The following is a 26,936-nucleotide window of genomic DNA, read 5'->3' on the forward strand; positions in this document are numbered from 1 at the left end:
CCGAGGCGTCACCCGCGTCGGCCGAAGCGTCACCCGCGTCGGCCGAAGCGTCACCCGCGTCGGCCGAGGCGTCACCCGCGTCGGCCTAGGCGTCACCCGCGTCGGCCTAGGCGTCAGGTAGGTCGGCCGAGTGCGCATCACCGTGCCCACTCGGCCGACCTGCGTGACGTCTCGGCCGACCTGCGTGACGTCTCGGCCGACCTGCGTGACGTCTCGGCAGGCTCGCCTAGGCAGCGGTGGCGAAGGCCGCCTCGGACTCCGGGTTGCGCGCGACCGAGCGCCGGGCGAGGGAGAAGGCGACGGCGCCGAGGACCGAGGTGACCACCATGGTGACCGCCAGGGGCGCCGCGGTGTGCTCACCCGCGACGGCGCCGAGCGGGGAGGCCAGCCCGCCGCCGAGGAACATGATCCCGCCCATCAGCGCCGAGCCGGCACCGACCGAGGGCCGGGCCTGCTCGATGGCCAGGGCGCCGGTGTTGCCCATGATCAGGCCGACACAGGTGGTCACGACCACGATCGGCAGCAGGATGAGCACCTTCGGCACCGGCAGCAGCGCGACGACCAGCACGGACAACGCGGCCAGGGCCATCACCGGCTGTGCCGAGCGGATGATCCGGGCCGGATGCACCTGCCGCTTGGCCAGCCGCGCCGAGACCAGCCCGGCGACGGTGAGGAACGCGGCGTTGACCGCGAACCCGATGCCGTATACCGCCGCCGACGTGCCGATCACCGACTGGTAGAGGAACGAGGAGGAGGAGACGTACGTCATCAGGGTGGCGAACGTGAGCGACTGCGTCAGCGTGTAGCCGAGGAAGGCGGGCTTGGCGAGCAGGCGGCCGAGATCGGCGTACTCGACCCGGCTGCTCCGGCGCTCGACCGGGAGCGACTCGCGGATCACCAGGAGCACGACGACGACCTGGAGGACGGAGATCGCGGCGACGATGCCGAGTACGCCGCGCCACGGCACGAACCCGGCGATGGCGCCACCGATCACCGGCGCCAGGATCGGCGCGATGCCGCTGATCGACATCATGATCGACATCGCCCGGGCGGCCGCGAAACCGTGGAGTACGTCGGCCACGATCGCCCGCGCCATCACGATCCCCGCCGCGGCGGCGAGCGCCTGGACGAAGCGGGCGGCGATCAGCAGCTCGACGGTGGGCGCCAACGCGGCCAGCACACCGGCCAACGCGGCCACGACCGACCCGATCAGCAGCGGCCTGAGCCGCCCGAACCGGTCCGAGATCGGCCCCCAGGCGATCTGGCCGAGCGCGAGCCCGATCAGGAAGGCCGTGAGGGTCAGCTGTACGTTGCCGGCCGCGGCCCCGAGATCCGAGCCGATCTGCGGGAAGGAGGGCAGGTAGAAGTCGATCGCCAGCGGCGCGGACGCTGAGAGCAGGGCGAGTGCGAGCAAGAGCCGCGGCGGGACTGACGTCACCGAGTGAACCTCCGGAGAGTTTGGTTGAAGAAGACAACCAACTGAACGTCGTAGCCCCGCCGGGCATTCCTCACCAGAGCGTGATGGACCTCTCGAAGATGCCGCTCAGATCCTCCGCCGACGGCTGCTTCGGGGCCGTGGCGAGCAGCCGCTGCTGTTTGAGCGCCCCCTCGACCAGGTCGGGGATGTCGCCGGCCGCATATCCGACCGAGCCGATGCCCGCCGGGATGCCGATGTCGCGCATCAGGTCGGTCAGCACGCGCGGCAGCAGGTCGCGCGGCTCCTCGGTCGACTCGTCGAACCCGGGAGCCAGCAGCCGAGCCGCGCGGAGGTGCCTCTCCGGCGCCGCGTCGAAGGTGTAGCGGAACGCCTCCGGAGCGGTCAGCGAGACCGCCATCCCGTGCGGCACCAGCGCCTCGTCCCCGGGGTAGTCCGCCGGGTGGAAGTCCCGTACGCGCCCGGCGATCGGGTAGGCGCAGGCATGCGGGATGTGCACACCCGCGTTGCCGAAGCCCAGACCGGCGAAGGTCGCCGCGAACGCCATGTCACCGCGCGCAACAACGTCGTCGCCGTGCGCGACGGCCTGCCGGAACGAGCCCGCCAGGAGCGACAGCCCCTTCTCCGACCACATGTCGGAGATCGGGTTGGCGCCGCAGTAGGGCACGCGCTGGGCGGGCTCCTTGCGGTCGTAGGAGGTGTAGGGGCGGGCCGTGTAGCTCTCCAGCGCGTGGCACAGGATGTCCATCCCCGACGCCGCGGTGACCCCGGCCGGCTGGGTCATCATCAGGTCCGGGTCGACGACGGCCAGCGTAGGGCGCAGGCGCGCGTGCGAGATCCCGGTCTTCACCTTCAGCGACAGCACGTCGAGCACGCACACGGTCGTCGACTCCGCCCCGGTCCCGGTCGTGGTCGGCACCGCGACCAGCGGCAGCAAGGGATTCGCAGGCGCCCTCCCCGCCCCCACCGGAGCGTTGAGGTAGTCCATCAGGTCGCCGTCGTTGGTGGTCAGCAGGTTGACCGCCTTGGCGGTGTCGATGCTCGACCCTCCCCCGACCGCGACGATCGCGTCGAACGGCCCGTTCTCGCGGGCGAACCCGACCGCGGCCCGCATGCTCTCGTCGGTCGGCTCGACATGGACGCTGTCGAAGACGACAGCAGTGACGTCGTACGCCTTCATCTGCTCGGCCACGCGCTGCGGGAGCCCGGTCGCGGAGAGGCCGGGATCGGTCACCACGAGAGCGCGGCGGGCGCCCAGCGACGCGAGGTCGTAGCCGATCTCGCCAGAGGCGCCGGTGCCGAACTTGAGCTGCGGGGAGCCATAGGTGAACACGGTCTCGGGTGTGGCGTGCGTCATGAGGCGCACGATATCGACCGGCGTCCACCCACATCACCGGTCGGAGTGCCCAACCGTCCTGTGAGACACCCGTGGTCTTAAGTCATGTATTTCACTAGACTTTATTCAGATCAAGCCGCCCCGTCAGAGGAGACCGCGAATGACCATCACCGAAGCCAGCCCCACCACCGAGCTGACCGTCCACAAGGTCGGCGGCCGGATCGGCGCCCGCATCGACGGGGTGACCCTCTCCGGCGACCTGCCCGCCGAGACGATCGCCGACATCCGGGCCGCGATCCTGGAGCACAAGGTCGCCTTCTTCCGCGACCAGGGCCATCTCGACGACCGTGCGCAGATCGCGTTCGGTGAGCGTCTCGGCCCGCTGACCGCCGCCCATCCGACCGTCAACACCGGCAGCGCCCGGGTGCTGACCCTCAAGGCCAACCGCGGCATGGCCGCCAACTCCTGGCACACCGACGTCACCTTCGTGGACCGGCCGCCGGCGTTCTCGATCCTGCGCGGTGCGGAGATCCCCGACTACGGCGGCAACACCGTCTGGGCCAACACCGTCAGCGCCTACGAGCGGCTCCACCCGCAGCTCAAGGCGCTGGTCGACAACCTGTGGGCGGTCCATTCCAACGACTACGACTACGTACGCCCCGACGAGGCCGAATCCACCGACGACGTGGCCGCGCGCAAGCGCGAGGAGTTCGTCTCGACCATCTACCGGACCGAGCACCCGGCGGTCCGGATCCACCCCGAGACCGGCGAGCGCGCGCTCGTCCTGGGCCACTTCGTCAAGCACTTCACCGGCCTGAACCAGAAGGAGAGCGCGATCCTCTTCAACCTGCTCCAGGACCGGGTCACCGCCCTGGAGAACACCGTCCGGTGGCACTGGCAGCAGGGCGACGTCGCGATCTGGGACAACCGCGCCACCCAGCACTACGCGGTCGCCGACTTCGACGAGCTGCCGCGCGAGGTGCGGCGCATCACCGTGCAGGGCGACGTACCCGTCTCCATCGAGGGTGAGCACAGCCGGGTGATCGAGGGCTCCGCCGAGGTCTACAACCGCCTCGACGAGCTGATCTCCTGACCGACGTACGCCCGGGAGGTCAGGCCATGGTGAAGGAGACCTTCCGGGCGACGACGTCGGCCGACTCCAGGCGCACCTCGACCTCCTCGCCCAGCGGGAGCGCCGTCGTGCCGGTGACCCTGGCCTCGATGGCGGGCTCCTCGACGGTGATCGAGCCCTTCTGCTTGTCCTCGTCGTCGATCTCGACGACCACCGCCGCGAAGGTCTCTCCGACCCGGTTGTGCAGCAGCCCCGCCTCGACGAGGTCGACGACGCCGCGCTCGTAGGCACCGCTGGTGCGCGACGAGGCCCGCATCGTCTCCGGGAGCGTGGTGAACGCGCTGGTCACCCAGTCCGGGACGGGCTGGTCGGCACAGAGCGCCAGGCAGACCTCGCCGGCGTAGCGGTCGATCAGCCGGCGCAGCGGAGCGGTGACGTGCATGTATTCGTTGGCCAGCGCCGAGTGCTCGGTCAGCTCGGGAAGCTCACCGTTGAACGAGGCGTAGCCGCTCCCGCGCAGCAGCCGGGTGCAGGCGATCGCCATCGCGGCGTGCTTGCCGTTCTTGCCGTCCAGCGAGCGGATGAAGTCGGGGTAGAGCATCTCCGCAGGCCACTCCAGGCCGAGCGCGCGAGCCGTGCGGTGCAGCCGCTGGACGTCTCGGGGGTCGGGCTCGGGCAGCGTCCTGAGGAGCCCGACGCGGGCGTAGACCATCAGGTCCGCCGCGGCGAAGCCGGTGAGGAGCGAGATCTGGGCGTTCCAGTTCTCGACGGGCAGCAGGTCGCGGTATTCGAGCGACCACTGGTCGCCCTGCACCGAGATCTCCTGGTCGCGCAGCGGCAGGTTCACCCCACCCCGGGCCGCCTCGAGCGCGATCCGCTTCTCGCCGATCTCCTTCAGCAGCTCGAGCGACCCGGCGTAGCCGGCATCGCCGAAGCCCTCGCCGTCGAACATCTTCTGCACGCCCTCGTAGGAGAGCTTCGCCCGAGACCTCACCAGCGCGCGCTCGACGAAGGTGTCGGTCCCCTCGCCGGTCGCGTCGAGCCTGTGGGTCCACAGCAGCGCGGGACGCACCTGGTCCGGGAGCAGCGAGGCGGCGTCCTCGGAGAGCACCTTCGGGTGGAGCGGGATCTTCGCATCCGCGGCGTAGAGCGACTCGCCGCGCTTGTTGGCCTCGACGTCGACAGGGTCCCCGGGCGCCACGAAGGCGGCCACGTCGGCGATCGCGTAGTGCACCACATAGCCCTCGCCGTCGCGCTCCAGATGGAGCGCCTGGTCGAGGTCCATCGACGTCTCGGGGTCGATCGTCACGAACGGCAGATCGGTGCGGTCCAGCTCAGGAAGCCTCGGGGCGGCCGCGGCGGCGGCCGCCGCCTCCTCCACCTCGGGCGGGAACTCGGCACTCACCCCCAGCTCGGTCTGGAGCGCGGCGATCCCGTCGCGGAGCGTGGTGGCGGCGACACCGCTGTCGGCACTGGCCACCCGGATGATGCGTGCGGAGCCCATGGCCGGAACTCTAGTGGCTACTTCTTCTTCGCCTTGAACGTCTTGTGCAGCGAGGCGGCCTCCTTGCCGAAGGCCTTCGGGTTGCCCTTGAAGGCGCCGAACTGTTCCCACAGGTCCTTCTTGGACCCGTTGTACGCCTTCGCCGACCTGTTGATCCTGGCCAGCGCCTTGCGCTGGGAGGAGGTCAGTGACCGCTTCGCGCGGAGGTGCTCCGAACGCGCCCGGGACTTCTTCGCGAGGTCCTGGATCATCCAGAACACCCCGACGATGACAGCCACGACGAGGATCGCCCCCAGGTTGGACCCGGAGGTGGTCTCGGCGGCCAGGACGATCATGCTTGGAACGTAGGCTCGCGCGTTATCCCAGGTCACAGACGGTTTGAAAGATACCCAATCCTCGATTCGGCCATCCTCGCCCCGGACGGCACCATAGTCCCCGTGCTGATCCTGCTGCCGCCCTCGGAGGGCAAGACCGCGGCCGTACGCGGCAACCCGCTCACCCTCGACGACCTCCGCCTCCCGGTGCTCAACCCGGCCCGCGCCAAGATCATCGACGCGCTGGTCGAGCTCTGCACCACTCGCCCGGAGGAGGCCGTCGACATCCTCGGGGTACCGAAGACCCAGCCCGAGCTCGTCACCCTGAACGCGGGACTGAACGACGCCCCGACCGCGCGCGCCGACCGGATCTACACCGGCGTCCTCTACGACGCCCTCTCCCCCGCGACCCTGTCACCGGCGGCCAAGCGCCGCGCCACCAGCCGGGTCATGGTGACCAGCTCCGTGTTCGGCCTCGTCGGCCTCGCCGACCGCATCCCTGCGTACCGGCTCTCGGGGGACACCACCCTCCCCGGCGTCGGCGGCATCCAGGCGCACTGGCGCTCCCACCTGGGCGCCGGCCTGACCGAAGCCCTCGGTGACGGTCTCCTCGTGGACCTCCGGTCCGGGACGTACGCCGCCTTCTGGCGCCCCGACGAGGTCTCTGCCCGCACCGCCACCGTCCGCGTCCTCCACGAGCACAACGGTCAGCGCAAGGTGGTCAGCCACTTCAACAAGGCCACCAAGGGCCGCCTCGTCCGAGCCCTCCTCGAGTCCGGCGCCAACCCCCGCACCCCCGCCAAGCTCGCCGACGCCTTCCGCGACCTCGGCTGGACCGTCGAGACCGGCCCCGCCACCAAGACCGGCACCCAGCTCGACATCGTCGTCGCCGAGATCTGAGCCCGCCGCCGACTCGGCGCAACTGTCCCACCCAGAACGCCCGAGTCGGCGCATCTGTCCCACGCTCCTGGGACAGATGCGCCGACTCGGCGTGGTATTCCGGGACAGATGCGCCGGGTCGGCGTCAGAAGGTGCCGGCGGCGAAGGGGTCGCGGGAGACCGGAAGGCCGTTGAAGAGGCGGAGGGAGGCGCGGTTGTCGGCGAAGAAGGAGACGACCGTGACCGATGCCGGCGAGAGCTCCATGTTGAAGACTCCCTGGATCGGGGTGCCCAGCGCGTGGGCGACGATCAGCTTGATCGGCGAGACGTGGGAGGTGACCACGACGGTCTCCCCCGCGTGGGACTCGAGCACCCGGGAGAGTCCCTCCAGCACCCGGGCCTGAGCGGAGTCGAACGACTCGCCACCGGGTGGCGCGACCTCGGTCGCCCCCATCCAGGCCTGCATCTCCTCGGGGAACTGCTCGGCGACCTCACCGAAGGTGAGTCCCTCCCAGGCCCCGAAGTCGATCTCCGCGAAGCCGGGCTCCTCGTCGATCCGGGCTCCCAGGACACCGGCGACGAGCTCGGCGGTCTCGACGGTGCGCAGGACCGGTGAGGTGACGACGGTCGAGACCGACGAGGCCAGCGGCCGCAGCCACTCCGCGGTCAGCAGCGCCTGCTCGCGACCCTCCTGGGTCAGCGGCGGGTTGTCGCCGCCGAGACCGCCGGAGAAGGCCTTCGCGGCCGTGTGCTTGGTGACCCCGTGGCGTACCAGGACGAGGGTGGTCGCGGTCGCCCCGGCGCTCCAGCCGCGAGCGGGTTTGTCGCTCACAGGCCGGACTCGGCGGTGCGGACCAGGATGCGGGAGCACTCCTCGCAGCGCACGACCTCGTCCGCGGCCAGGCCGCGGATGCGGGAGATCTCGGCGGGGTCGAGCTGGAGGTTGCAGCCGCCGCAGCGACGAGCGCGCAGCTCGGCGGCACCGACGCCCATCTTCGAGCTGAGCCGCTCGTAGAGGGCGAGCAGGTCCGCCGGGATGCCCTCGAGGGCCGGCGTCCGCTCCTCGGCGACCCCGGCGAGCTCGGTGTCGATCTTCGAGGTCTCCACGTCGACGGAGTCGACGGCGACCGCGAGCTTCTCGGTGATCTCGGCGAGCTCGGCCTCGAGCCGGGTCACGGTCGCCTGAGCCCCCTCGAGCTGCTCCATGACCTCGAGCTCCTCGTCCTCGAGCACCGAGATCCGGCGGTCGAGGGTGGCCAGCTCGTGCTGCATGCGCTCGAGGTCCTTGGCGCTGCTGATCGCCCCGGAGTCCATCCGCTCCTGGTCACGCTTGCGGCGGGTCTTGACCGCCTCGACGTCGGCGTCGGCCTTCTTCTGCACTCGCTCGAGGTCGTCGCGGATGACCCGGGCGTCGCGTACGGCATCGTCGGTGGTCTTCTTCGATGCCTGCAGCTCCGCCACGACGGCGGCCTGCGGCAGGTGCGCACGGCGGTGGCGCAGCTGGAGCGCACGCGAGTCCAGCTCACAGACGTCGAGCAGCTTCACCTGGGCGAACGGGTCGGCTTTCAGCGGATTCTCCTCAGCTATTCACGATCAAGGTCCACGGGTCGGTGACGATCTCCGAGACCCGGGTCTCCACCGTATCTCCGAATGCCTCCCGAAGTCGCCTCGCCAGCACAGGCAGCCAGGTCCACTCCGCCGCCCAGTGCGGGATGTCGATCAGCGCACCGCCCTTCTCGAGGAACTCGGAGGCCGGATGGTGGCGCAGATCGCTGGTCACATAGACGTCGTACGCAGCCACCTGGTCGAGCAGGAAGTCACCCGCCCCGCCGCACAGCGCCACCGAGGACACCGGCCGGTCGAGGTCGCCGGCGACCCGGATCCCGGCTGCGGTCGCGGGCAGCGCCGCCGCCACCGACTCGGCGAAGGCGCCCAAGGTGGTCGGCGAGACCGTCCCGGCACGCCCCGTCCCGACCTCAGCAGACTCCCCCGGAACCAGCGGCCGCAGCGAGCTCAGCCCGAGCGCGAGCGCCAGCGACTCCGAGACCCCGCCGATGGCCTGGTCGGCGTTGGTGTGGGCGGTGAGCAGCGCGCAGCCCGCGGAGACCAGCGTCGAGAGCGTACGTCCCTTCGGGGTCGTCGGGGCGAACCCGTGCACACCCTTCAGGAAGAGCGGATGATGGACCACGACCAGGTCCGCACCCCACGCGGCCGCCTCCTCGGCGACCGGGAGGGTCGGGTCGACGGCGAGAAGCACCTTGGAGACGGGCTGCGAGGGCTCGCCCCAGACCAGCCCGACAGCATCCCAGTCGTCGGCGGTCGCGGGCGGGTACCAGTCGTCCAGCAACGAGGTGACGGTGGACAGAGTGGGCGGGGTCGGCATGGGGTAAACCCTAGATCCCGAGACCGGGGCCGCACTCAGCGGCGGCGACGTACACGAAATCAAGTTCGTAACCGTTCTTTTACAACTGATTCCGTACTTTTCCCCGGATCTTGTGGTGGAATGCAGCGCTAAGTGAACAATCGACTGGAGCAGCGATGACCACGAAAGCTACCCCGGACCCAGCCTCCGGCTCGGTGACCATCAACGGCCTGACCAAGACCTACGGCCAGGCCACGGCGGTCGACGGCCTGGACCTGGAGATCCGGGCCGGCGAGTTCATCTCGCTGCTCGGTCCGTCGGGCTGCGGCAAGACGACCACGCTGCGGATGATCGCCGGGTTCGAGAAGCCCGATTCCGGCAGCATCATGATCGGCGGCAAGAACGTGGTCAGGCTCGCGCCCTATCAGCGCGACGTGAACACGGTCTTCCAGGCGTACGCGCTGTTTCCGCACAAGTCGGTCGCGGAGAACGTCGCCTACGGCCTGCAGCAGCGCAAGACGCCACGGGCGGAGGTCCGCGAGCGCGTCGTCGAGGCACTGCGGATGGTGCGGATGCTCGACTTCGCCGACCGCTCACCGACCCAGCTCTCCGGTGGCCAGCAGCAGCGCGTCGCGCTCGCCCGCGCGCTGGTCAACCGCCCCGGCGTCCTCCTCCTCGACGAGCCGCTGGGTGCCCTGGACCGCCAGCTGCGCGAGGAGATGCAGCTCGAGCTGAAGCTGCTCCAGTCCCGCCTCGGGATCACCTTCGTCTTCGTCACCCACGACCAGGGCGAGGCGCTCGCGATGAGCGACCGGATCGCGATCATGCGGGCCGGCCGGATCGAGCAGCTCGCCGACGCCGACACCGTCTACAACCAGCCCGCCAGCGCGTACGTCGCCGGCTTCGTCGGCCAGCAGAACTTCCTGCAGGGCGAGGTCAGCGCCGACGGCACCACCGTCGAGACCCCGATCGTGGTCATCGAAGGCCCCGCGAAGCCCGACGGGAGGCCCGGCGAGCCACATCAGGCCGCCATTCGTCCCGAACTGATCTCGATCGAGCCCGGGACGGTGGCCGAAGGCCTCAACACCGTCGCCGGCGAGGTCCTCCAGGTCTCCCCGCTGGGCGAGGTGATCCAGTACCTCGTCAAGGTGACGGAGGAGACGAGCCTCCTCATCCGCCGCCCCGCCCACGGCGCCGTGCGGCTCTCCCCCGGCGACCAGGTCCTCTGCGGCTGGGCCGCCGAGGACGTACGTCTCTTCCCCCTCGACACCCCACCAGACCCGACCACCGCTAGGAGCCCCCAGTGAACAAGGACAAGAACGTACGCATCCTGGCCAGCCATGCCGGCGCGCGAGCGATCCGCCAGGAGCTCTCGCGGCGACACTTCCTGAGCCTGGCGGCTCTCGCCGGTGCCGGCGCCGCGCTCAGCGCCTGCGGAACCGGCGACGGCGGGCCCTCCAGCGCGGTCGAGCCGGGCGCCGGCGCGACCGGCGGCCCGGTGGAGAAGTCCCTGTCGATCTACACCTGGGGCGACTACGACTCCCCCGACGTGATCGACGGCTTCGGCAAGACCGGCCCGAAGGTGACCCTCGACTCCTACGGCTCCAACGAGGAGCTGATCTCCAAGCTGGTCGCGGCCAAGGGCACCAGCGGCTACGACATCGTGGTGCCGACCGGCGTCTACATCCCGCAGCTGATCGAGAACGAGATCATCGTCCCGCTCAACAAGGACCTGATCCCCAACATCGCCAAGGTCGACCCGAAGTTCCTCGGCCAGGACTGGGACCCGGAGAACGAGTACTCCGTGTGCAAGGACTGGGGCACCACCGGCTACGTCTACGACACCACGGTCATCAAGCGCGACCTGACGACCTGGGACGACTTCATCGACGCGATGCAGAACGAGGCCTCGGGCAAGACCTCGCTGCTCGACGACCCGCAGGGCATCTCCGGCCTCTACTTCTGGGCCAACGACATCGACTGGAACACCGAGGACATGGCCGACTACGACGCTTACGAGGCCGAGGCGGTCGAGAAGTGGGCACCGCACATCTCCGGGTTCGACTCCTACGCGGCCACCGGCGCGATGCAGCAGAACACCTTCGCGCTGATTCAGTGCTGGAACGGAGACGCCCGCCTCGGCATCCTCGAGCACAAGCAGCCCGGCCGCTGGAAGTGGGTCCTGGCAGGCCCGACGACCGAGCTGTGGATGGACAACTGGTGCATCCCGGCCGGCGCACCCCACCCCGAAGCCGCCCACGCGTTCCTCGACTACGTGCTGGAGCCGGAGAACTCGTTCCTGGAGATGGACTACATCGGCTACAACACCGGCGCGCTGGGCATCGAGGAGATGGCCACCGAGCGCAAGGTCGAGCTGCCCGAACTGATCTTCTTCACCGACGAGCAGCTCGCCACCATGAAGAACGGCGCCGTCAACAAGGCTCAGGACCGGCGTACGGAGGTCTACGACAAGCTGAAGGCCGCCGCCAGTGCGTGACCGGCGCGATCGGGTGGCCAGGCGCCTCCCGGGTTTCGTCCTCGCCGTCCCGGCGTGGCTGTGGCTGACGGTCTTCTTCGTGGTGCCGTTCCTGCAGGTCGCCTGGTTCAGCTTCGGCGAGAAGCCCGGGATGTTCGGCACCCACAGCAACGCGGTGATGTCGCTGGACCGCTATGCCGACGCGTTCAGCCCGACCTTCTTCACGATCTTCCGGGCGACGCTGTGGATGAGCGTGCTGGGGACGCTCGCCTGCCTGCTGGTCGCGCTGCCGGCTGCGTACTTCATGGCCATGAAGGTCCCCGCACACCGTCGCGGGCTGCTGGTCGCGCTGGTGATGGTGCCCTACTGGACCTCGTTCCTGATCCGCACCATCGGCTGGAAGGTGATCCTGTCCTCGGAAGGCGCCCTGGCCGGCTTCCTGACCGATGTCGGCCTGGTCGGCGACCCGCACGATCTGCTCAACACCCGCGGTGCCGTGCTGCTCGGCCTGATCTACAACTATCTGCCGCTGATGATCCTGCCGTTGTACGTCGCCTTCGACCGCGTCGACAGCGCGCTCGGTGAGGCGTCCAAGGACCTCGGCGCCGACCGGGTGCGGACGTTCTTCCAGGTCACGCTGCCGCTGGCGCGGCCGGGGATCATCGCCGGGGTCATCCTGGTCTTCATCCCGATGATGGGCGACTACGTCACCCCGGCGGTCCTCGGCGGTGCCAAGGGCACGATGGTCGGCTCGCTGATCGCCAGCCAGTTTCTGACCGCACAGAACTGGGCACTGGGCTCGGCGATGGCGGTGGTCCTCATCCTGCTCACCATGCTCGTCGTCGTCCTCGCCATCACGCTGCTGTGGGGCGTGGGATGGCTCGTCCACCGGCGCAGCCGGCTCGTCGTCGGGAAGCTCCAGGAGGTGACGGCATGAGTCGGCCGTCCGGAACCAATGTCGCGCTCGGGGTGTGGACCACGCTGGTCTTCGTCTTCCTGTTCGCCCCGATCATCGTGATCGCCATCTACTCCTTCAACGGAGGCCGGCTGCTCACCGCCTGGGACGGCTTCAGCCTGCACCCGTTCACGGCGATCGTCGAGCGGCCGACCGTACGCCACACGGTTGCGGTGTCCCTGCAGACCGCGGTGGTCGCCGCGATCCTGGCGAGCGCGCTCGGCACCCTGGCCGGGATGGCGATGGCCCGGTTCCCGGGCCGCTGGACGGGGCCGTTCACGCTGCTGTTGCTGCTGGTCTCGGTGACCCCCGAGATCGTCGACGGCATCGCGCTGCTCCCCTGGTTCGTGACGCTCGGCCAGGACTGGTCGCTGGTGCCGTTCAACAACGGCTACGTACGCTTGGTCATCGGTCACTCGCTGTTCGCGACCGCGGTCGTCACCTACATCGTCCGGGCTCGCCTGGTCGGGCTGGACGCGTCGCTGGAGGAGGCCTCGGCGGACCTCTATGCGCGCCCGGTCCCGACGTTCTTCAAGGTCACGCTGCCACTGGTCGGCCCGGCGGTGCTGGCCGGTGGGCTGCTGGCCTTCACCCTGAGCCTCGACAACACGGTGATCTCCTCGTTCATCAACGTCTCCGGCACGACCTCGTGGCCCGTCTACGTGCTCTCCTCGGTCCGCTCCGGTCTCAAGCCCGAGATCGCCGCGGTCTCCACCATCCTGCTGGTCTTCACGCTCCTGGTCCTCGGCCTGGTGGCACGGGTGCTCAAGCGCTCGGGCTCCTCGGTCACCGACACCATGGCCGTCGCCTGATGGGCGGTCGCTCCGATCCGGTGGAGCTGGTCCTGCGCGGGGGCCGGGTGCTGCGCGAGGGCCGGTGGGAGGACGCGGATCTTGCGGTCCGGGGCGGGCGGATCGCGGCCATCGGCACGTCCCTCGACGCGCTGGTCGGCCCCGAGACCGTCGTCGAGGAGCTCGACGGTCGCTGGGTCCTGCCCGGGTTCCACGACTCGCACGTGCACCCGGTCCAGGCCGGGCTGGAGATGAACCAGTGCGACCTGACCGGTCTGTCCACGCTCTCGGAGTATCTCGAGGCCATCGGCGCCTACGCCACCGCCCACCCGGACCGTGCCTGGGTCACCGGTGGCGGCTGGTCGATGGACTCCTTCCCCGGAGGGGTGCCGAGCGCTTCGCCTCTCGATCGCCTGCTTCCCGACCGGCCGGTCTTCCTGCCCAATCGTGACCACCACTCCGCCTGGGTCAACAGCCGCGCGCTCGAGCTCGCCGGCATCGATGCTCATACGCCGGACCCGGCCGACGGGCGCATCGAGCGCGACACCTCCGGCCGGCCGACAGGCGCGCTGCACGAAGGTGCGATGGCGCTGGTCGGCTCGCTGGTCCCGCCGCCCACCTCGACCGATCTGACCGCGGCGCTGCTGACCGCGCAGCGCCACCTCCACTCCGTCGGCATCGTCGGCTGGCAGGACGCGCTCGTCGGCGCCGGTCTCGGCATGCCCGACTCGCTACCGACCTATCTCGCCGCGAAGCACTCCGGCGCGCTGACCGCGAAGGTCGTCCTCGCCCAGTGGTGGGACCGCGACCGGGGTCTGGAGCAGCTGCCGTCGCTCGTCGAGCGTCGTGCCCTGGCCGCCGAGGCCGGGCTCGACGCGGCCAGCGTGAAGCTGATGCAGGACGGCGTCTGCGAGACCCACACGGCCGCGATGCTCGACCCCTACCTCGACGCCCACGGCCATCTCACCGACAACCGCGGGCTCTCCTTCATCCCGGCCGATGCCCTGGCGACGTACGTCGCGGCGCTGGACGGGGCCGGGTTCCAGGCGCACATCCACGCGCTCGGGGACCGGGCGGTGCGCGACAGCCTGGACGCGATCGCGCACGCGCGGGAGGCCAACGGCGCCAGCGGCCTGCGTCATCATCTGGCCCACGTCCAGGTGGTCTCCGCGACCGATGTCGCTCGGTTCGCCGCCCTCGACGTCACCGCCAACATCCAGCCGCTGTGGGCATGCCTCGACGAGGCGGTGGAGGTGCTGACCCTCCCGTTCCTGTCACCGGCGGCGCGGGGTCAGCAGTACGTTTTCGGGTCGCTGCTGCGTACGGGTGCCCGGATCGCGTGCGGGAGCGACTGGCCGGTCTCCGACCCGGCGCCGCTGCTCGGCATGCACGTCGCGGTCAACCGGCGCGCGCCCGACCAGCCTGCCGACGCCGCTCCGCTGCTGCCGGAGGAGGCGCTGGCGGTCACCGAGGCCCTCGCCGGCTACACCACCGGCACCGCCTACCTGAACCGTCTCGAAGGGTCCACCGGCCGGATCGAGACCGGGTACGCGGCCGACCTGGTGGTCGTCGACCACGACATCCTCGGCGAGGACACGACCGTCCTCGCCCGGACCCGGGTCACCCACACGTACGCGAACGGTCGCGAGGTCCATCGGGCTTCATAGAAACCTCACAGCTGAGGCAGATGGTCCTCACGGACCGGAACGCCAGAGTCAGGGTCATCGCAGCAGACAGCTACGTCAAGGAGATGACCATGAGCCGCGTACCCGAACCCGAGAACACCCCTGAAGGCCCGGCCTATGAGGGCCGCCTGCTGGCCCGCCCGGAGGAGGAGGTGGTCGACCAGGGCGCCGGCTTCGACATCTCGACGCTGCTGACCCGCCGCCGGGTCCTCGGGCTCGTCGGGGTCGGGGTCGGAGCGGCCGCCCTGGCCGCCTGTGGGGCGAGCTCGTCCGGATCGAGCTCGTCCGGCTCCTCGAGCACCTCGACGGGCGGCTCCGCCACCACCACCTCCACGACCGCCGACGGCGAGATCCCGCAGGAGACCAACGGCCCCTACCCGGCCGACGGCACCAACGGCACCAACGTGCTGACCGAGTCCGGGATCGTACGCAGCGACATCACCTCCAGCCTCGACGGCGGCACCACCGTCGACGGTGTGCCGCTCACCTTCACCTTCACCGTGACCGACATGGCCAACGACGACGTGCCCTTCGAGGGGGTCGCGGTCTACCTGTGGCAGTGCGACGCCAAGGGCCTCTACTCGATGTACTCCGAAGGCGTCGAGGACGAGACGTACCTCCGCGGGGTCCAGGTCGCCGACGCCAAGGGCCAGGTGACCTTCAAGACGATCGTCCCGGGCTGCTACGACGGCCGCTGGACGCACATGCACTTCGAGGTCTACCCCGACGCCGACTCGGCCACGACCGGCGAGAACGCGATCGCGACCTCGCAGGTCGCCTTCCCGAAGAAGATGCTGAACAAGGTCTACCAGGACGACGCCTACGAGGGCTCGGCCGACAACCTCGCGAAGGTCAGCCTCGACACCGACAACGTCTTCAGCGACGGGTACGACCTGGAGATGGGCACGTTCACCGGCAGCCCGAGCGCCGGCTACAAGGGCTCGCTCGCCGTCGCCGTCGACACCACCACCGAGGCCTCCATGGGCGGCGGCGCCCCGGGTGGAGGCGAGGGCGGCACCCCGCCCGAGCCGCCGACCGAGTGACCCTCAGACCATCAAGGAGAACCCATCATGCTGCAGAACCTCACGGGCTGGCACGCCCTCGTCATCCTCGCCATCATCCTGCTCGTCTTCGGCTCGGCGAAGCTGCCGGCCCTCGCCCGCAGCATCGGTCAGTCCGTACGCATCCTCAAGGACGAGACCCACGACGCCGCCGAGCCGCAGCCCGCCACGGTCGAGGCCGTGGCTGACCGCAGGGCGTCATGACCACGGCCACCGTCGCACGGGGAACCATGCCTGTCGCGGGCCACCTGCGCGAGGCGAGCAGGCGTGGGATCCGGGCGGCGGTGGCCCTCCTCGTCGGCGTCGTCGTCGGCTTCTGGCTCTCCGACCAGATCCTGGAGGTCCTGCGGGGACCCGTAGAGCAGATCGCCCAGTCGCAGGATGCCAGCCTCAACTACGACACCGTCACCGGTGCTTTCGACCTCAAGCTCAAGATCGCCCTCTTCGCCGGGGTGATCGGTTCCAGCCCGGTCTGGCTGGCCGAGCTCTTCGCGTTCGTCACCCCGGGGCTCACCCACCGGGAGCGCAGATACACCGTCGGGTTCCTGGCGGCCGCGATCCCGCTGTTCGCCGGTGGCTGCGCGTTCGGCTTCCTGCTCTTCCCGCACATGGTCGAGATGCTCGCCGGATTCTCCTCGACCGAGGACAGCACGATCCTCAACGCCGGCTACTACGTCGACTTCGTGATGAAGATGGTCCTCGCCATCGGCGTGGCCTTCGTGCTGCCCGTCTTCGTGGTCGTGCTCAACCTGCTCGGCCTGCTCTCCTCGCAGACTCTGCGCCGCAGCTGGCGCGCGATCGTGGTCGTCATCGTCCTGTTCAGCGCGCTGGTGACACCGGCCGCCGACGTCCTGTCGATGTTCCTCGTCGCCGCCCCGATGGCGGCTCTGTTCGCCGCCGCCGTCCTCATCACCCATGTCCACGACCGCAGGAAGGCACGCCGTGTTCGGACTGAGCTTTGAGAAGCTGTTCCTCGTCGCGATCGTCGCCGGGCTGGTGATCGGCCCCCAGCGACTCCCGCTCTACACCCACCGGTTCGCCGAGCTGATCCGCTCCTTCCGGAGCTTCATCGACGCCTCCCGCGCCCGGGCGGAGACCGAGATCGGGATCTCGCGCAAGGAGCTGGAAGCCCTGGACGTACGCCGGTACGACCCGCGCCGCATCGTCCGCACCGCGCTCACGGAGACGCCCGCGACCGCGGTGGAATCACCGGCCGATGCAGCTGCCGATCTGGAGGCAGGAGCCGGCCGCGTACGTCCCGGGCAGAAGTACGTCGTCACCGGCGGCTCCGCCCACCCCCGCCGCGTCCTGATCTCCTCGCTGCCCGAGGACGACCCCCGCCGCCTCGCCGCCCACGTCCCGCCCGCGGCCGCCGACGACGAGACCGAGCTCCTCCTGGCCGAGGTCAACCGCCTCCTCGAAACCTCCACCCCCTAGCCGAGTCGGCGCAAGTGTCCCGCCCCAAGCCGCCGAGTCGGCGCGTTTGTCCCACTCTCGCGGGACAGACGCGCCGACTCGGGCCGATTTCGCGGGACATTCGCGCCGAGTCGACGGGTTAGTTCACTTTGCGCTCGCGGTCGCCCCAGTAGGGCTCGCGGAGCTTGAACTTCTGCAGCTTGCCGGTGGCCGTACGCGCCAGGGAGTCGCGGAACTCGACGACCGTCGGCGCCTTGTAGCCGGCCGCGCGCTCCTTGCACCAGGCGATCAGCTCCTCCTGGGTCGCCTCGGCGCCCTCGGCGAGGACGACGAGGGCGAGGATGGTCTCGCCCCACTTCTCGCTGGGGATGCCGATGACCGCGACCTCGGCGACCGAGGGGTGCAGGAAGAGGACGTCCTCGACCTCAGCGGAGCTGACGTTCTCGCCGCCGGTGATGATCACGTCCTTGATCCGGTCGGAGATGGTGAGGTAGCCGTCCTCGCCGAGGCTGCCGCCGTCGCCGGTGTGGAACCAGCCGTCGGTGAGCGCCTTCTCGGTCTCCTCCGGCTTCTCCCAGTAGCCCTCGAGCACCACGTTGGAGCGTGCCAGGACCTCCTTGTCGGGTGAGATGTCGAGGCTCACCCCGATCGCGGGCGCGCCGGCGCGGGTCAGCTTCGCGGCGCGCTCCATCGGGTCGAGGTCGTCCCACTCGGCACGGGTGCGGTTGATGGTCAGCAGCGGCGAGGTCTCGGTGAGGCCGTAGATCTGGATGAACTCCCAGCCGAGCTCCTCCTGGACGCGCACGACCGTCTTCGTGGGCGGCGGCGCACCGGCCATGATGATCCGCACCTTGTCGCGTCCCGGGATCTCGCCCTCGGTGGCCTGCCACTGCGGCAGCGCGTCGAGCACGGCGGCCGCCACCGCGGGAGCGGCGCACATGTAGGTGACCCCGTGGTCGCGTACGCGGCGCAGGATCTCCATCCCGTCGACCTTGCGCAGCACGACGTGCTTGATGCCGAGGCCGGTCGCGGCGAACGGCATCCCCCAGCCGTTGGCGTGGAACATCGGCAGCGTGTGCAGGTAGACGTCGCGATCGCTGCAGCCGGCGTGGAGCGCGAAGGTCAGCGCGTTGGTCCAGATGTTGCGGTGGGTGATCTGCACGCCCTTGGGCCGGGCGGTGGTGCCGGAGGTGTAGTTGATCGCCGCGGTGGCGTTCTCGTCCGGCTCCCACGGCTTCGGCTCGACGCCCTCGGCGGCGTAGAGGTTGGCGTCGTCGCCGAGGACGAAGCGATGCTTCGCGGTCACGTCCTCGAGCGCCTCGTCGACCTCCGGATCGACCCACAGCACCGAGGCGCCGGACTGCTCCACGATGTAGGAGACCTCGTCGGGGCGGAGCCGGAAGTTGACGGGCACCAAGATGCGGCCGTAGCCGGAGACGCCGTAGAACGCGGTCAGCAGCCGTGCGGAGTTGTGGGACACGATCGCGACCCGCTCCCCCACCCCGACGCCGAGCTCGTCGAGCTTCGCCGCCATCCGCTTGGCGAGCGACTTCATCTCGGCGTACGTCACCTCCCCCAGCGAGGCGGCCGGCTGGTCGGGCTCGTCGAGGATGCCCACCCGCTCGCCGTAGACGGATGCGGCACGGTCGATGAAGTCGTTGACGCTGAACGGGACGAACACGGGCGTTACCTCCAGGTGCAAGTGGTGACCCGGATCACTGTATCCATGAGAGGTCTCTCATGGACCCCCACATCGGACAGGTGGTCAGGCACTATCAGAGGGTCATGTCGCGCACCCTGAAACTCGTCCTGCCGCTGGTCGTCCTGGTGGCGGTCGGCGTCTACCTGGCCGGCTCCTTCGCCGGAGCCTCCGAGAACGACCCGCCACCCCGCGAGCCAGTGGTGCTGCCCTCGCAGTCGACCACGCCGAGCACTGGATCGTCGCCGAGCACAGATCCCTCGGGTGTCCCGGTCGTCACTCCTGGTCCCGTCGACGATGATGATGACGACGATGACCGCGACGACCGACATGACGACGACTGACCCACGCCGGGGGCTGTCCGTACGCGCCCGGATCACCGCCTCGGTCGCTCTCCTGGTGACGCTCGCCCTGGCCGGCGCGGGCCTCATCGTCTACGCGGTCGAGCTCAGCCGGGTCGATGCCGCGACCACGCGCGAGATGGAGCAGGAGCTCGACGAGTTCTCCCGGCTGCGCACCGAGGGCATCGACCCCGAGACCAGGGCGCCGTACGACGTGGAGGGACTGCTGCGGACGTTCCTGAGCCGCAACGTGCCCGACGACGACGAGCTCCTGGTCGCCTGGGTCGACGGCCGGCCGCGCGCGCACTTCCCCGAGGACCCGCTGGTCTCCACGGCGCGGTTCAGCGCGGCCGTCGCCGACCTGGTCGTCGACGGTGGGACGACGTATCTCGACACCGCCGACGGCGAGGTACGCATCACCAGCCAGCCGGTGCGGCAGGACACCGCCACCGGCACCACCGAGGGCGCGCTCCTGGTCGTCTCCTATCTCGACGAGGACCGCTCCGAGCTGCGCAGCACCATGCGGACCTACACGATCGTTGCCGGTCTCCTCGCGCTCCTCGTCACCCTGGTCGCGGCCTGGCAGTCGGGGCGGCTGCTGGCGCCGCTGACCCGGCTGCGGCAGGCAACCGGCGCGATCAGCGCCACCGACCTCTCCGCCCGTCTGCCCGAGTCGGGCAACGACGACATCTCTGCGCTGACCAGGAACTTCAACGACATGCTGGCCCGCCTGGAGCAGGCGTTCACCGACCAGCGCCAGTTCCTCGACGACGCCGGGCACGAGCTGCGTACGCCGCTGACCATCATCGGCGGCCACCTCGAGCTCCTAAACGAGTCCGACCCGGCCGAGGTCGAGCAGACCCGGCGGCTGGCGCTGGACGAGATCGACCGGATGAGCCGGCTCGTCGGCGACCTGATCCTGCTGGCCAAGCACGACCGCCCCGACTTCCTCACCCTGGAGGAGGTCGACGTCGACACCCTCACCGAGGACATCCTCGCCAAGGCCAGCGCGCTCGCCGACCGCGACTGGCACCTCGACGCCGCCACCCCCGGCACCTGGCGCCTGGACCCGCAGCGGGTCACCCAGGCGATGCTGCAGCTGTGCGACAACGCCGTCGGTCACACCGCATCCGGCGACCGGATCGCGGTCGGCTCGGCGACCGTCGACGGCAGCCTGCGGCTGTGGGTGCGCGACACCGGGCCCGGCGTTCCTGCGGAGGATCGGGACCGGATCTTCGAGCGGTTCGCGCGCGGCGGCGAGACCGGCTCGGGCGAGCGGCCCGGGCTCGGCCTCGGGCTGGCCATCGTCTCGGCCATCGCCACCGCCCACGGCGGCACCGTGAGCATCGAGGACGCGACCCCGCCCGGCGCCCGCTTCACCATCACCCTGCCGGCACGCACCGAAGGAGAGGCATGGCCCGCATCCTGATCGTCGAGGACGAGGACCGCATCGCGGCGTTCCTCGCCAAGGGCCTCGGCGCCGACGGCCACCAGGTCAGCACCGTCGCCGACGGCCTCGAAGGGCTCGAGGAGGCGCTCAGCGGCGCGTTCGACCTGATGGTGCTCGACATCGGTCTCCCGACCATCGACGGCTTCGAGGTGCTCGACCAGCTGCGCGCCCAGGGGTCCCGGATGCCGGTGGTGGTGCTGACCGCCCGGGACTCGGTGCACGACACCGTCTCCGCGCTCGAGGGCGGCGCCGACGACTACCTGGCCAAGCCGTTCCGCTTCGCCGAGCTGCGAGCCCGGATCAACGTACGCCTGCGGCAGCAGGACAACACCGATGCCGAGGTGGGCGAGCTCCGCTCCGGCTCGGTGGGCCTGGACCTGCGTACGCGGCGGCTGCGGGTCGACGGTCGCGAGAGCGACCTCTCGGCGCGCGAGTTCGCCCTGGCGGAGGTGCTGCTGCGGCATCCGGGACAGGTCCTCTCCCGCGCGCAGCTGCTCGACCTCGCGTGGGGCATGGACTTCGACCCGGGTTCCAACGTCGTCGACGTCTACGTCGGCTACCTGCGCAAGAAGCTGGGCTCGGCCCGGGTCGAGACCGTCCGCGGCATGGGCTACCGCTTCCAGCCCTGACCCGGACCCGGGGGAGTCAATGGATCCGCAGGCCGCCCAGCGAGGCTCGCGGGAGCCGCTCGAGCGCGGGCGAGACCGTCTCGGCGACCTCCGCCGGGGTGGGCCGGTCACCGGCATCCGGGGCGAGGCACGCGTCGATGACCTTGACGATCTCGGGCGGCGTACGTCTGGGGAGATGACCGGGGCGGGAGACGAGCTGCGGGTAGCGCTCGGTGCGGTCGGCGGCCTCCGGGTCACCGGCAGGGAAGGGCCGGTCGCCGGTGACGGCGTGGAAGAGGGTCGCGCCGAGCGCCCAGACGTCGCTGGCCGGGCCGACCTCGCCGCGCTCGCCGGGCAGGCACTGCTCGGGGGCCATGTAGGCGTCGGTGCCGATCTCGTGGCGCAGCGCGGCGGCCGCGGCTACAGGCCGGGCGACCGAGAGGTCGATCAGCCGGGCCGGCGACCCCATGATCAGGTTGCTCGGCTTGATGTCGAGGTGCACCCAACCGGAGCGCCGCAGGTAGTGCAGCGCTGAGGCCAGGTCGAGGGCCAGCGGAAGGTACTGCTGCTCCGACAGCCGCCCGTGGCGGCGGATCAGGGTCGAGAGCCGGGGGCCCTCGACGTGCTCCATCACGACGTACGGGCGCTCGCCATCGAGGTCCTCGCGCAGGCCGCGGACGAGGACCGGATGACGCAGCTGCGTCAGTGCGTCGGTCTCGCGCCGCAGCGCGTTGCGGCTGGTCCCGCTCTCGATCAGGTTCGGTCGCAGGACCTTGGCGACCACCGGCCCGTAGGTGATCTCGTCGAAGGCCAGGAAGGCCTCGTACGACGAGCCGCCCCCGAGCAGCCGCATCGCGGTCAGCTCGGGGGTGATCGCGTCACCCTGGACCAGGCCCCAGGTGTCGGTCATCGTCGACTCAGCCCTGAGTCCGGTCGTTGGTGTTGTCCCGCGTGTTGTCCCTGGTGTTGTTGTCCTTGGTCTGGTCGTCGCGGGTGACGTTGTCGCGGGTGTTGTCGCGAGTGTTGTCCTTGGTCGCCCGGGTGACGCCGGTGCCGTTGGTGGCGGTGTCGTTGCCGGCGGCGTCGCGGGTGACGTCATCGGCGTCGTTGTCGTCGTCATCGTCGACGGTGGTCACCTGGGTGTTGGACTTGTCCTCACGCTTGGCATAGCTGTCGTCATCGACAGCGGCTGCGCTCTGGTAGCTGAACACACCGGCCGCGACCACGCCGACCAGGCCGGTGCCGAGGATCATCGGAAGCTTCTTCATCATTCGTCCCTTCAGGTTCTGCCCCGGGTGTTCCCGGCGCCATGCAAGAACCATCTCGACCCGCGGTGAGGTGATCGTGAGACGACCATGAGAGGTCTCTCATCCGCGAGCCGGTTCGGGTCGTGGAGCGGCTGGTGGTAGGAACGTCCCGTGCACAGCAGCGAACGGCGCGAGATCGCGCTCAAGGTCGGCGTCCTGGTGCTGATCGGGGTGCTGATCTCGGTCGCCGGATACGGCTACTCCCGCTCCCGCTTCCGCGAGCACGCCACCGATCAGGCCGAGACGACGGCCAGCCGGTTCGCGCGGACGACGAGCTGGACCACGGTCGAGGCGAAGCCGGAGCTGGTGGCGCAGTGGGCCCGGGCCTGCCCCTCGGTCCAGACCCCGCCCACCGAGAAGACCGCCGACGCCCGCGGCCACCTGGAGAAGGTACGCATCACCTCCACCGATCTCACCAAGACCGGCGCCACGGTCGAGCTGACCCCGGACGGCGGTCGGTCGGTGTTCACTCTCGTCGTCACCCGCTCCGGGGAGGGCAGGGACGAGGAGTGGCACGTCACCGAGGTCAGCTGCGCCACGCCCTGATCTTGTCCGGCTCGGGGTCGGGAGACTCCGTGGCCGCCCAGACCTTGCGCCACTCGGCGATCTCCTCACCGGCCGGATCGGGCGTGCGCGACTCCGCGGCGCGGCGCATCGAGGCGTACCAGTCGGTGGCGTCCTCGTCGAGCAGCCTCGCCACCGCCGCCCTGATCCGGGGGGCGAACTCACGCATCGACTCACCCTCGGCGGGGCGGAGCGGCTCCCCGAAACGTACGGTCAGCTGGCGGCGGCCCCCGGAGGAGGAGTCCTTGCCGGGCCAGTTCACCCCGCGCGGCATCGCGGCGTAGGTGCCACGGTGGGCGATCGGGACGACCGGGACGCCGTACTCGATCGCCAGGTAGGCGGCGCCGGACCGGAACCGGCCGACGGTGCCGTCCTTGGACCGGGTGCCCTCGGGGAAGACGACCAGCGACCAGCCGTCGGCGAGCACCTCGCCGGGCGCGTTCGCGAGCGCGCCCCCGCGACGGTCGATCGGCAGCGTGTTGAAGACCAGTGAGGAGCCCACCGCCCGCCACCAGGTGTCGAAGAAGTAGTCGGCCGCAGCCGCCACCGCCGTCTTGCGTCGCCACGCGTCCGGAAGCGACAGCAGGATCAGTGGCGTGTCGAGGTGGGAGGCATGGTTGGCCACGAAGATCACCGGCCCGTCGAGCCTCTCGAGCACGTCGAGCCCCTCGACCTGGGTCTTCACCTGCGACCGGAAGACCGCCTCGAGCCCGGCCTGGGCGACCTCCCTGACCGCCCGCGCGGCCGGCTTGCGCGACCACTCGTTGTCGAAGACCGTCGTCTCTGCCTGTGGCACGAACGGCTCCGCCGACCTCGGCACCTGCGCTCGGTGGCCCCACCGCCAGCCCCGCTGGAAGAGGCGTACGTCGCGGACGGTGTCCTTCCAGAAGCTCATCGGACGTCCGCCAGCAGGTGCGGAGGGTTGCGCAGGTAGGTGATCGACGGCGACGGCCCGACGGTCGAGGACGCCATCTCGAGCGCGTCCCGCAGGGTCGAAGCCGACCGGAAGCCCATCCGGGCCGCGGCCTTCGGGTTCCCACCGACCCAGATCACGTCGCCGAGGTGGTCGAGGGCGTGCGCGATCCAGTACCACATGTAGAACGGGTGGACGCCGTGGTAGGCGTTCGAGGTGCGGTAGAGGTGGACGTACCAGGGATCGGTGGCGAACTGCTCCTCGAACTTCGGTCCGATCAGCGCCGGGTCGGTCGTGTCGGCCAGCACCTCCTCGTAGAAGTCGACGTAGGAGGGGTGGGTGAGGGTATTGAAGCCCTCGTCGAGCGGGTGGTAGAGGATCGCGACGCCGCCCTCGCGCACCACCGGCCGGCGCAGGTAGGAGTTGAAGTAGTAGCCCAGGCCCATGCAGGCGGCCAGGATCGGGTTCATGGTCGAGTTGACGTTGTAGGGGCCGAGATAGGGCACCCCCATCACCATCACGTCGGACTGCCCCTCGACCTTCACCCGCTGCTGCTGGTGGACGCGCTGCACGGTGAGCTCGTGGACCGGCTCGACGGCACCGGCGGTGATGCCGGTCAGCCCGTAGTTGGACCGCAGGTCGTGGAACATCTTGTGGCGCATCTTCTGCGGCGCGACCGCCAGCCCGCGGCGCAGGCCGAGCACGGTGGCCTGGTCGCGCAGCGACCACTCCCACTCGCGCTTGAGCAGCGTGTCGTACGGCTTCCCGAACACCTCGTTGTCGAGCGTCGTCTCGATCTGGAACACCTTGACGTGCTCACCGATCAGCCGGCCCATCCGCCAGGCCGAGGAGTGCATCTCGGAGTGCTTGTGGTCCATGAAGGAGCGCGAGTGGACCATCGTCTTGGCGTTGTGGTGGTGCTTGATCGACTTGTAGGACGCCAGCCCGATGCCGACCGACTTGTGGCCGCCGTCCATCGCGACGAGGTTGACGTTGACGTAGATCAGCAGGTCGGAGGTGGCCGCCCGCTTGTTGATCTCGACGTCCTCGCCCTTCTCGGTGACCCCCATGTGCTCGAGGTTGGAGCGGTCCTCGGCGTCGTGGTTGTAGAGCAGCCCCTGCGGCGCGAAGCTGCGGAAGACGCGCTCACCGACGATGTGCTTCATCTCGGCGTCGGTCATCCGGCGGTGCAGGGCGAGCGCGGCGATGATCTCGACGTCGTCGACGCCCTTCTCGGCCGCGATCGTGAGCACCTGCTCGATGATCCGGCCCCGGATGTCGGGCGCCTTCATGGTGGGCAGCGGCAGGGAGAGGTCGTCGAAGGCGATCGTCAGCCGCATCCCCGGGAACATCAGCTCCCGCAGCGGCTCGGAGTCGACGGGGTTCTCCAGCGCCTCCCGGATCGCCTCGTCGACGTCCGGCACCGTCGGCAGCGACTCGGGCGGGTAGACCACCCGGGTGCCCTGCGGGAACTCCTCCAGCCGGAACCCGAGCCCCTCGTGGACGAGCAGGGGCGGCGTACGGTCGTCGACCTCCAGCACGAAGCCTGGGCGTGTCATCGATGACTCTCCTTCTTCAAGACGTACGTCGGGGGTCGAACGCCACCTTGACGGTGCCGAGCCGACCGGCTGAGTGGGCATGGTCGAGGGCCTCGCGCCAGCGGTGGAGCGGGTAGGGCGCGACGGTCTTGGCCAGCCGGCACATGGCGTCGTGACCGACCAGGTCGAGGGCGGTGGCGAAGTCGCCGGACCCCCGCGAGGAGGCGTACGTCCCCACCACCTCGAGCTCCCGGAACCAGGCCGCGGACAGATCTGCGGAGGCGGGCATCCCGGAGAGCACCACGCGGCCGCCGGCACGGGTCGCGTGCAGGCAGGTCTGCAGCGACTCCTTGGACCCGACCGCGTCGATGGTCACGTCCACGCCGCCGAGGAGATAGGGCGAGGAGAGCATCTCCGGCTCGAGCATGAACGCGCTGGTCGCCCGGCGGATCCGGCGCAGCGTCTCGCTCGGTGCTACGACCTCCGTCGCGCCGAACTCCAGCGCCAGCTCGCGTTGGTGGGCGTGCTTGGCGACGACCAGGATCTCGCCGGCGTCGGTGAGCTCGCGCAGGGCCAGCGTGGCCAGCAGCCCGACCGCCCCGGCGCCCGAGACGAGCACCCGGTCACCCGGCTTGACCGCGGCCCTTCGCGCCGTGTGCACGGCGCAGGCGACCGGCTCGGCGAGCAGCGCCTGCTCGTCGGAGTAGCCGTCGGGCACCACGTGGAGCTGGGAGCGGTGCACGGAGAGCTGCTGGGACCAGCCGCCGCCGGTGTCGTGGCAGAACCCGGTCTGCAGCCCGGACGAGATGTCGCCGACGGTGATCCGTGAGCACCGGTTGGTCTCGCCGCGCGCACACGCCTCGCACGCCTCCAGCCCGCGCGCGGCGCAGGTCAGCACCGGATCGACGACCACGCGGGTGCCGGCCGCCAGATCGCCGCAGGGGTCGAGCAGCTCGCCGACGATCTCGTGGCCGGGCACGAACGGCAGGCTGACCAGCGGCTGGAAGTAGAGGGAGGTCCTTCCCGACAGCATCCCCAGGTCGGACCCGCAGATCCCGGAGAGGTTCACGCGCAGCCGCGCCCACCCCTCGTGCTCGACCTTCGGCGGGTCCAGCGTCACCATCCGCAGCGGCGCCGCCGCCCCGGTCAGCAGCAGCGGGAGCCGTCCGCCCGCGACCTTCCCCAGCGCCGTCTTCGCGACGCTGCGATACATCTCGAGCGCGAGCATTC

Annotated in this window: 28 protein-coding genes; 15 read left to right on the forward strand and 13 right to left on the reverse strand. The window is 70.1% G+C overall.

Annotation, left to right across the window (positions count from 1 at the left end; all coding sequences use genetic code 11):
- Positions 1-226 precede the first annotated feature (226 nt).
- Positions 227-1,438, reverse strand: a complete 1,212-nt coding sequence (locus ACIA03_RS24715) for a multidrug effflux MFS transporter (protein ID WP_396987483.1) — start codon at positions 1,436-1,438, stop codon at positions 227-229.
- Between the two features lie 70 nt (positions 1,439-1,508).
- Positions 1,509-2,792, reverse strand: coding sequence for a hydroxyacid-oxoacid transhydrogenase (locus tag ACIA03_RS24720; protein WP_396987485.1), 1,284 nt, complete (start codon positions 2,790-2,792; stop codon positions 1,509-1,511).
- Positions 2,793-2,931: 139 nt separating this feature from the next.
- On the opposite strand from ACIA03_RS24720, the gene ACIA03_RS24725 reads away from it, so the two are divergent.
- Complete coding sequence (locus ACIA03_RS24725) at positions 2,932-3,864, forward strand: TauD/TfdA dioxygenase family protein (RefSeq protein ID WP_396987487.1); 933 nt, start codon at positions 2,932-2,934, stop codon at positions 3,862-3,864.
- Between the two features lie 19 nt (positions 3,865-3,883).
- Here the strand turns inward: ACIA03_RS24725 and ACIA03_RS24730 are convergent, their stop codons facing one another.
- Both ACIA03_RS24730 and ACIA03_RS24735 read right to left on the reverse strand, forming a co-directional pair.
- Positions 3,884-5,347: an RNB domain-containing ribonuclease gene (locus ACIA03_RS24730; protein WP_396987489.1), complete on the reverse strand. Its 1,464-nt coding sequence runs from the start codon at positions 5,345-5,347 to the stop codon at positions 3,884-3,886.
- Positions 5,348-5,364: 17 nt separating this feature from the next.
- Positions 5,365-5,682 carry a hypothetical protein gene (locus ACIA03_RS24735; RefSeq protein WP_396987491.1) on the reverse strand — a complete coding sequence of 106 codons (318 nt, stop codon included), beginning with the start codon at positions 5,680-5,682 and terminating at the stop codon, positions 5,365-5,367.
- A gap of 102 nt (positions 5,683-5,784) precedes the next feature.
- On the opposite strand from ACIA03_RS24735, the gene yaaA reads away from it, so the two are divergent.
- Positions 5,785-6,561, forward strand: coding sequence for a peroxide stress protein YaaA (yaaA, locus tag ACIA03_RS24740; RefSeq protein ID WP_396987493.1), 777 nt, complete (start codon positions 5,785-5,787; stop codon positions 6,559-6,561).
- A 124-nt stretch (positions 6,562-6,685) separates the two neighbouring features.
- Here the strand turns inward: yaaA and ACIA03_RS24745 are convergent, their stop codons facing one another.
- Genes ACIA03_RS24745 through ACIA03_RS24755 form a run of 3 tightly spaced genes read right to left on the reverse strand, consistent with a single transcriptional unit; the run spans position 6,686 to position 8,923 of the window.
- Positions 6,686-7,372 (reverse strand): histidine phosphatase family protein, encoded by a 687-nt coding sequence (locus tag ACIA03_RS24745; RefSeq protein ID WP_396987495.1) that lies wholly within the window; start codon positions 7,370-7,372, stop codon positions 6,686-6,688.
- Positions 7,369-8,085 carry a zinc ribbon domain-containing protein gene (locus ACIA03_RS24750; RefSeq protein ID WP_396987497.1) on the reverse strand — a complete coding sequence of 239 codons (717 nt, stop codon included), beginning with the start codon at positions 8,083-8,085 and terminating at the stop codon, positions 7,369-7,371. The genes ACIA03_RS24745 and ACIA03_RS24750 overlap by 4 nt, the downstream gene beginning before the upstream one ends.
- A 34-nt stretch (positions 8,086-8,119) precedes the next feature.
- Positions 8,120-8,923, reverse strand: coding sequence for a Nif3-like dinuclear metal center hexameric protein (locus ACIA03_RS24755; protein ID WP_396987500.1), 804 nt, complete (start codon positions 8,921-8,923; stop codon positions 8,120-8,122).
- A gap of 155 nt (positions 8,924-9,078) precedes the next feature.
- Here ACIA03_RS24755 and ACIA03_RS24760 point away from each other — a divergent pair, with 155 nt between their 5' ends.
- The 9 genes from ACIA03_RS24760 (at position 9,079) to ACIA03_RS24800 (ending at position 17,307) form a co-directional block, all read left to right on the forward strand.
- Entirely contained in the window at positions 9,079-10,209 is a 1,131-nt protein-coding gene (locus ACIA03_RS24760; protein WP_396987502.1) for an ABC transporter ATP-binding protein, read from the forward strand.
- A complete protein-coding gene (locus ACIA03_RS24765) occupies positions 10,206-11,399 on the forward strand; it encodes a spermidine/putrescine ABC transporter substrate-binding protein (RefSeq protein WP_396987504.1) in 1,194 nt (397 codons plus the stop codon). Before ACIA03_RS24760 ends, ACIA03_RS24765 begins: the two co-directional genes overlap by 4 nt.
- A gap of 13 nt (positions 11,400-11,412) precedes the next feature.
- Complete coding sequence (locus tag ACIA03_RS24770; protein ID WP_396987507.1) at positions 11,413-12,315, forward strand: ABC transporter permease; 903 nt, start codon at positions 11,413-11,415, stop codon at positions 12,313-12,315.
- Positions 12,312-13,145, forward strand: coding sequence for an ABC transporter permease (locus tag ACIA03_RS24775; protein WP_396987509.1), 834 nt, complete (start codon positions 12,312-12,314; stop codon positions 13,143-13,145). The genes ACIA03_RS24770 and ACIA03_RS24775 overlap by 4 nt, the downstream gene beginning before the upstream one ends.
- The gene (locus tag ACIA03_RS24780; RefSeq protein ID WP_396987511.1) at positions 13,145-14,791 is read left to right on the forward strand and encodes an amidohydrolase; all 1,647 of its coding nucleotides are present in this window, start codon (positions 13,145-13,147) and stop codon (positions 14,789-14,791) included. The genes ACIA03_RS24775 and ACIA03_RS24780 overlap by 1 nt, the downstream gene beginning before the upstream one ends.
- A gap of 89 nt (positions 14,792-14,880) precedes the next feature.
- On the forward strand, positions 14,881-15,852 hold the full coding sequence (locus ACIA03_RS24785; protein WP_396987513.1) for an intradiol ring-cleavage dioxygenase: 972 nt from the start codon (positions 14,881-14,883) through the stop codon (positions 15,850-15,852).
- Between the two features lie 27 nt (positions 15,853-15,879).
- On the forward strand, positions 15,880-16,074 hold the full coding sequence (locus tag ACIA03_RS24790; protein ID WP_396987515.1) for a twin-arginine translocase TatA/TatE family subunit: 195 nt from the start codon (positions 15,880-15,882) through the stop codon (positions 16,072-16,074).
- A complete protein-coding gene (gene tatC, locus ACIA03_RS24795) occupies positions 16,071-16,832 on the forward strand; it encodes a twin-arginine translocase subunit TatC (protein WP_396987517.1) in 762 nt (253 codons plus the stop codon). Before ACIA03_RS24790 ends, tatC begins: the two co-directional genes overlap by 4 nt.
- Complete coding sequence (locus ACIA03_RS24800) at positions 16,813-17,307, forward strand: hypothetical protein (protein ID WP_396987519.1); 495 nt, start codon at positions 16,813-16,815, stop codon at positions 17,305-17,307. The genes tatC and ACIA03_RS24800 overlap by 20 nt, the downstream gene beginning before the upstream one ends.
- A gap of 118 nt (positions 17,308-17,425) precedes the next feature.
- Here ACIA03_RS24800 and ACIA03_RS24805 read toward each other — a convergent pair whose 3' ends face one another.
- Positions 17,426-18,967, reverse strand: a complete 1,542-nt coding sequence (locus tag ACIA03_RS24805; RefSeq protein ID WP_396987521.1) for an AMP-binding protein — start codon at positions 18,965-18,967, stop codon at positions 17,426-17,428.
- A 104-nt stretch (positions 18,968-19,071) separates the two neighbouring features.
- On the opposite strand from ACIA03_RS24805, the gene ACIA03_RS24810 reads away from it, so the two are divergent.
- From ACIA03_RS24810 to ACIA03_RS24820, 3 genes are read left to right on the forward strand one after another with little or no spacing between them, the layout of a single operon-like run.
- Complete coding sequence (locus ACIA03_RS24810; protein ID WP_141794327.1) at positions 19,072-19,329, forward strand: small secreted hydrophilic protein; 258 nt, start codon at positions 19,072-19,074, stop codon at positions 19,327-19,329.
- Entirely contained in the window at positions 19,298-20,755 is a 1,458-nt protein-coding gene (locus ACIA03_RS24815) for a sensor histidine kinase (RefSeq protein WP_396987524.1), read from the forward strand. Before ACIA03_RS24810 ends, ACIA03_RS24815 begins: the two co-directional genes overlap by 32 nt.
- Positions 20,740-21,405: a response regulator transcription factor gene (locus tag ACIA03_RS24820; RefSeq protein WP_141794329.1), complete on the forward strand. Its 666-nt coding sequence runs from the start codon at positions 20,740-20,742 to the stop codon at positions 21,403-21,405. The genes ACIA03_RS24815 and ACIA03_RS24820 overlap by 16 nt, the downstream gene beginning before the upstream one ends.
- Before the next feature lie 16 nt (positions 21,406-21,421).
- On the opposite strand, the gene ACIA03_RS24825 is transcribed toward ACIA03_RS24820, so the two are convergent.
- Together ACIA03_RS24825 and ACIA03_RS24830 are read right to left on the reverse strand one after the other, a co-directional pair.
- On the reverse strand, positions 21,422-22,294 hold the full coding sequence (locus ACIA03_RS24825; RefSeq protein WP_396987526.1) for a serine/threonine-protein kinase: 873 nt from the start codon (positions 22,292-22,294) through the stop codon (positions 21,422-21,424).
- Positions 22,295-22,301: 7 nt separating this feature from the next.
- Positions 22,302-22,652: a hypothetical protein gene (locus tag ACIA03_RS24830; protein WP_396987528.1), complete on the reverse strand. Its 351-nt coding sequence runs from the start codon at positions 22,650-22,652 to the stop codon at positions 22,302-22,304.
- Between the two features lie 150 nt (positions 22,653-22,802).
- Between ACIA03_RS24830 and ACIA03_RS24835 the strand changes: the two genes are divergently transcribed.
- Complete coding sequence (locus tag ACIA03_RS24835) at positions 22,803-23,237, forward strand: hypothetical protein (protein WP_396987530.1); 435 nt, start codon at positions 22,803-22,805, stop codon at positions 23,235-23,237.
- Here ACIA03_RS24835 and ACIA03_RS24840 read toward each other — a convergent pair.
- From ACIA03_RS24840 to ACIA03_RS24850, 3 genes are read right to left on the reverse strand one after another with little or no spacing between them, the layout of a single operon-like run.
- Positions 23,218-24,150, reverse strand: a complete 933-nt coding sequence (locus ACIA03_RS24840) for a lysophospholipid acyltransferase family protein (RefSeq protein WP_396987532.1) — start codon at positions 24,148-24,150, stop codon at positions 23,218-23,220. The two genes, ACIA03_RS24835 and ACIA03_RS24840, sit on opposite strands and share 20 nt — an antisense overlap.
- Positions 24,147-25,727, reverse strand: coding sequence for a lactate racemase domain-containing protein (locus ACIA03_RS24845; protein WP_396987534.1), 1,581 nt, complete (start codon positions 25,725-25,727; stop codon positions 24,147-24,149). Before ACIA03_RS24845 ends, ACIA03_RS24840 begins: the two co-directional genes overlap by 4 nt.
- A 16-nt stretch (positions 25,728-25,743) precedes the next feature.
- The gene (locus ACIA03_RS24850) at positions 25,744-26,934 is read right to left on the reverse strand and encodes a zinc-binding dehydrogenase (RefSeq protein WP_396987536.1); all 1,191 of its coding nucleotides are present in this window, start codon (positions 26,932-26,934) and stop codon (positions 25,744-25,746) included.
- Positions 26,935-26,936: the final 2 nt, after the last annotated feature.

It is taken from the genome of Nocardioides sp. NPDC051685 (assembly GCF_044453405.1).
In the GTDB taxonomy this organism is placed as follows: domain Bacteria; phylum Actinomycetota; class Actinomycetes; order Propionibacteriales; family Nocardioidaceae; genus Nocardioides.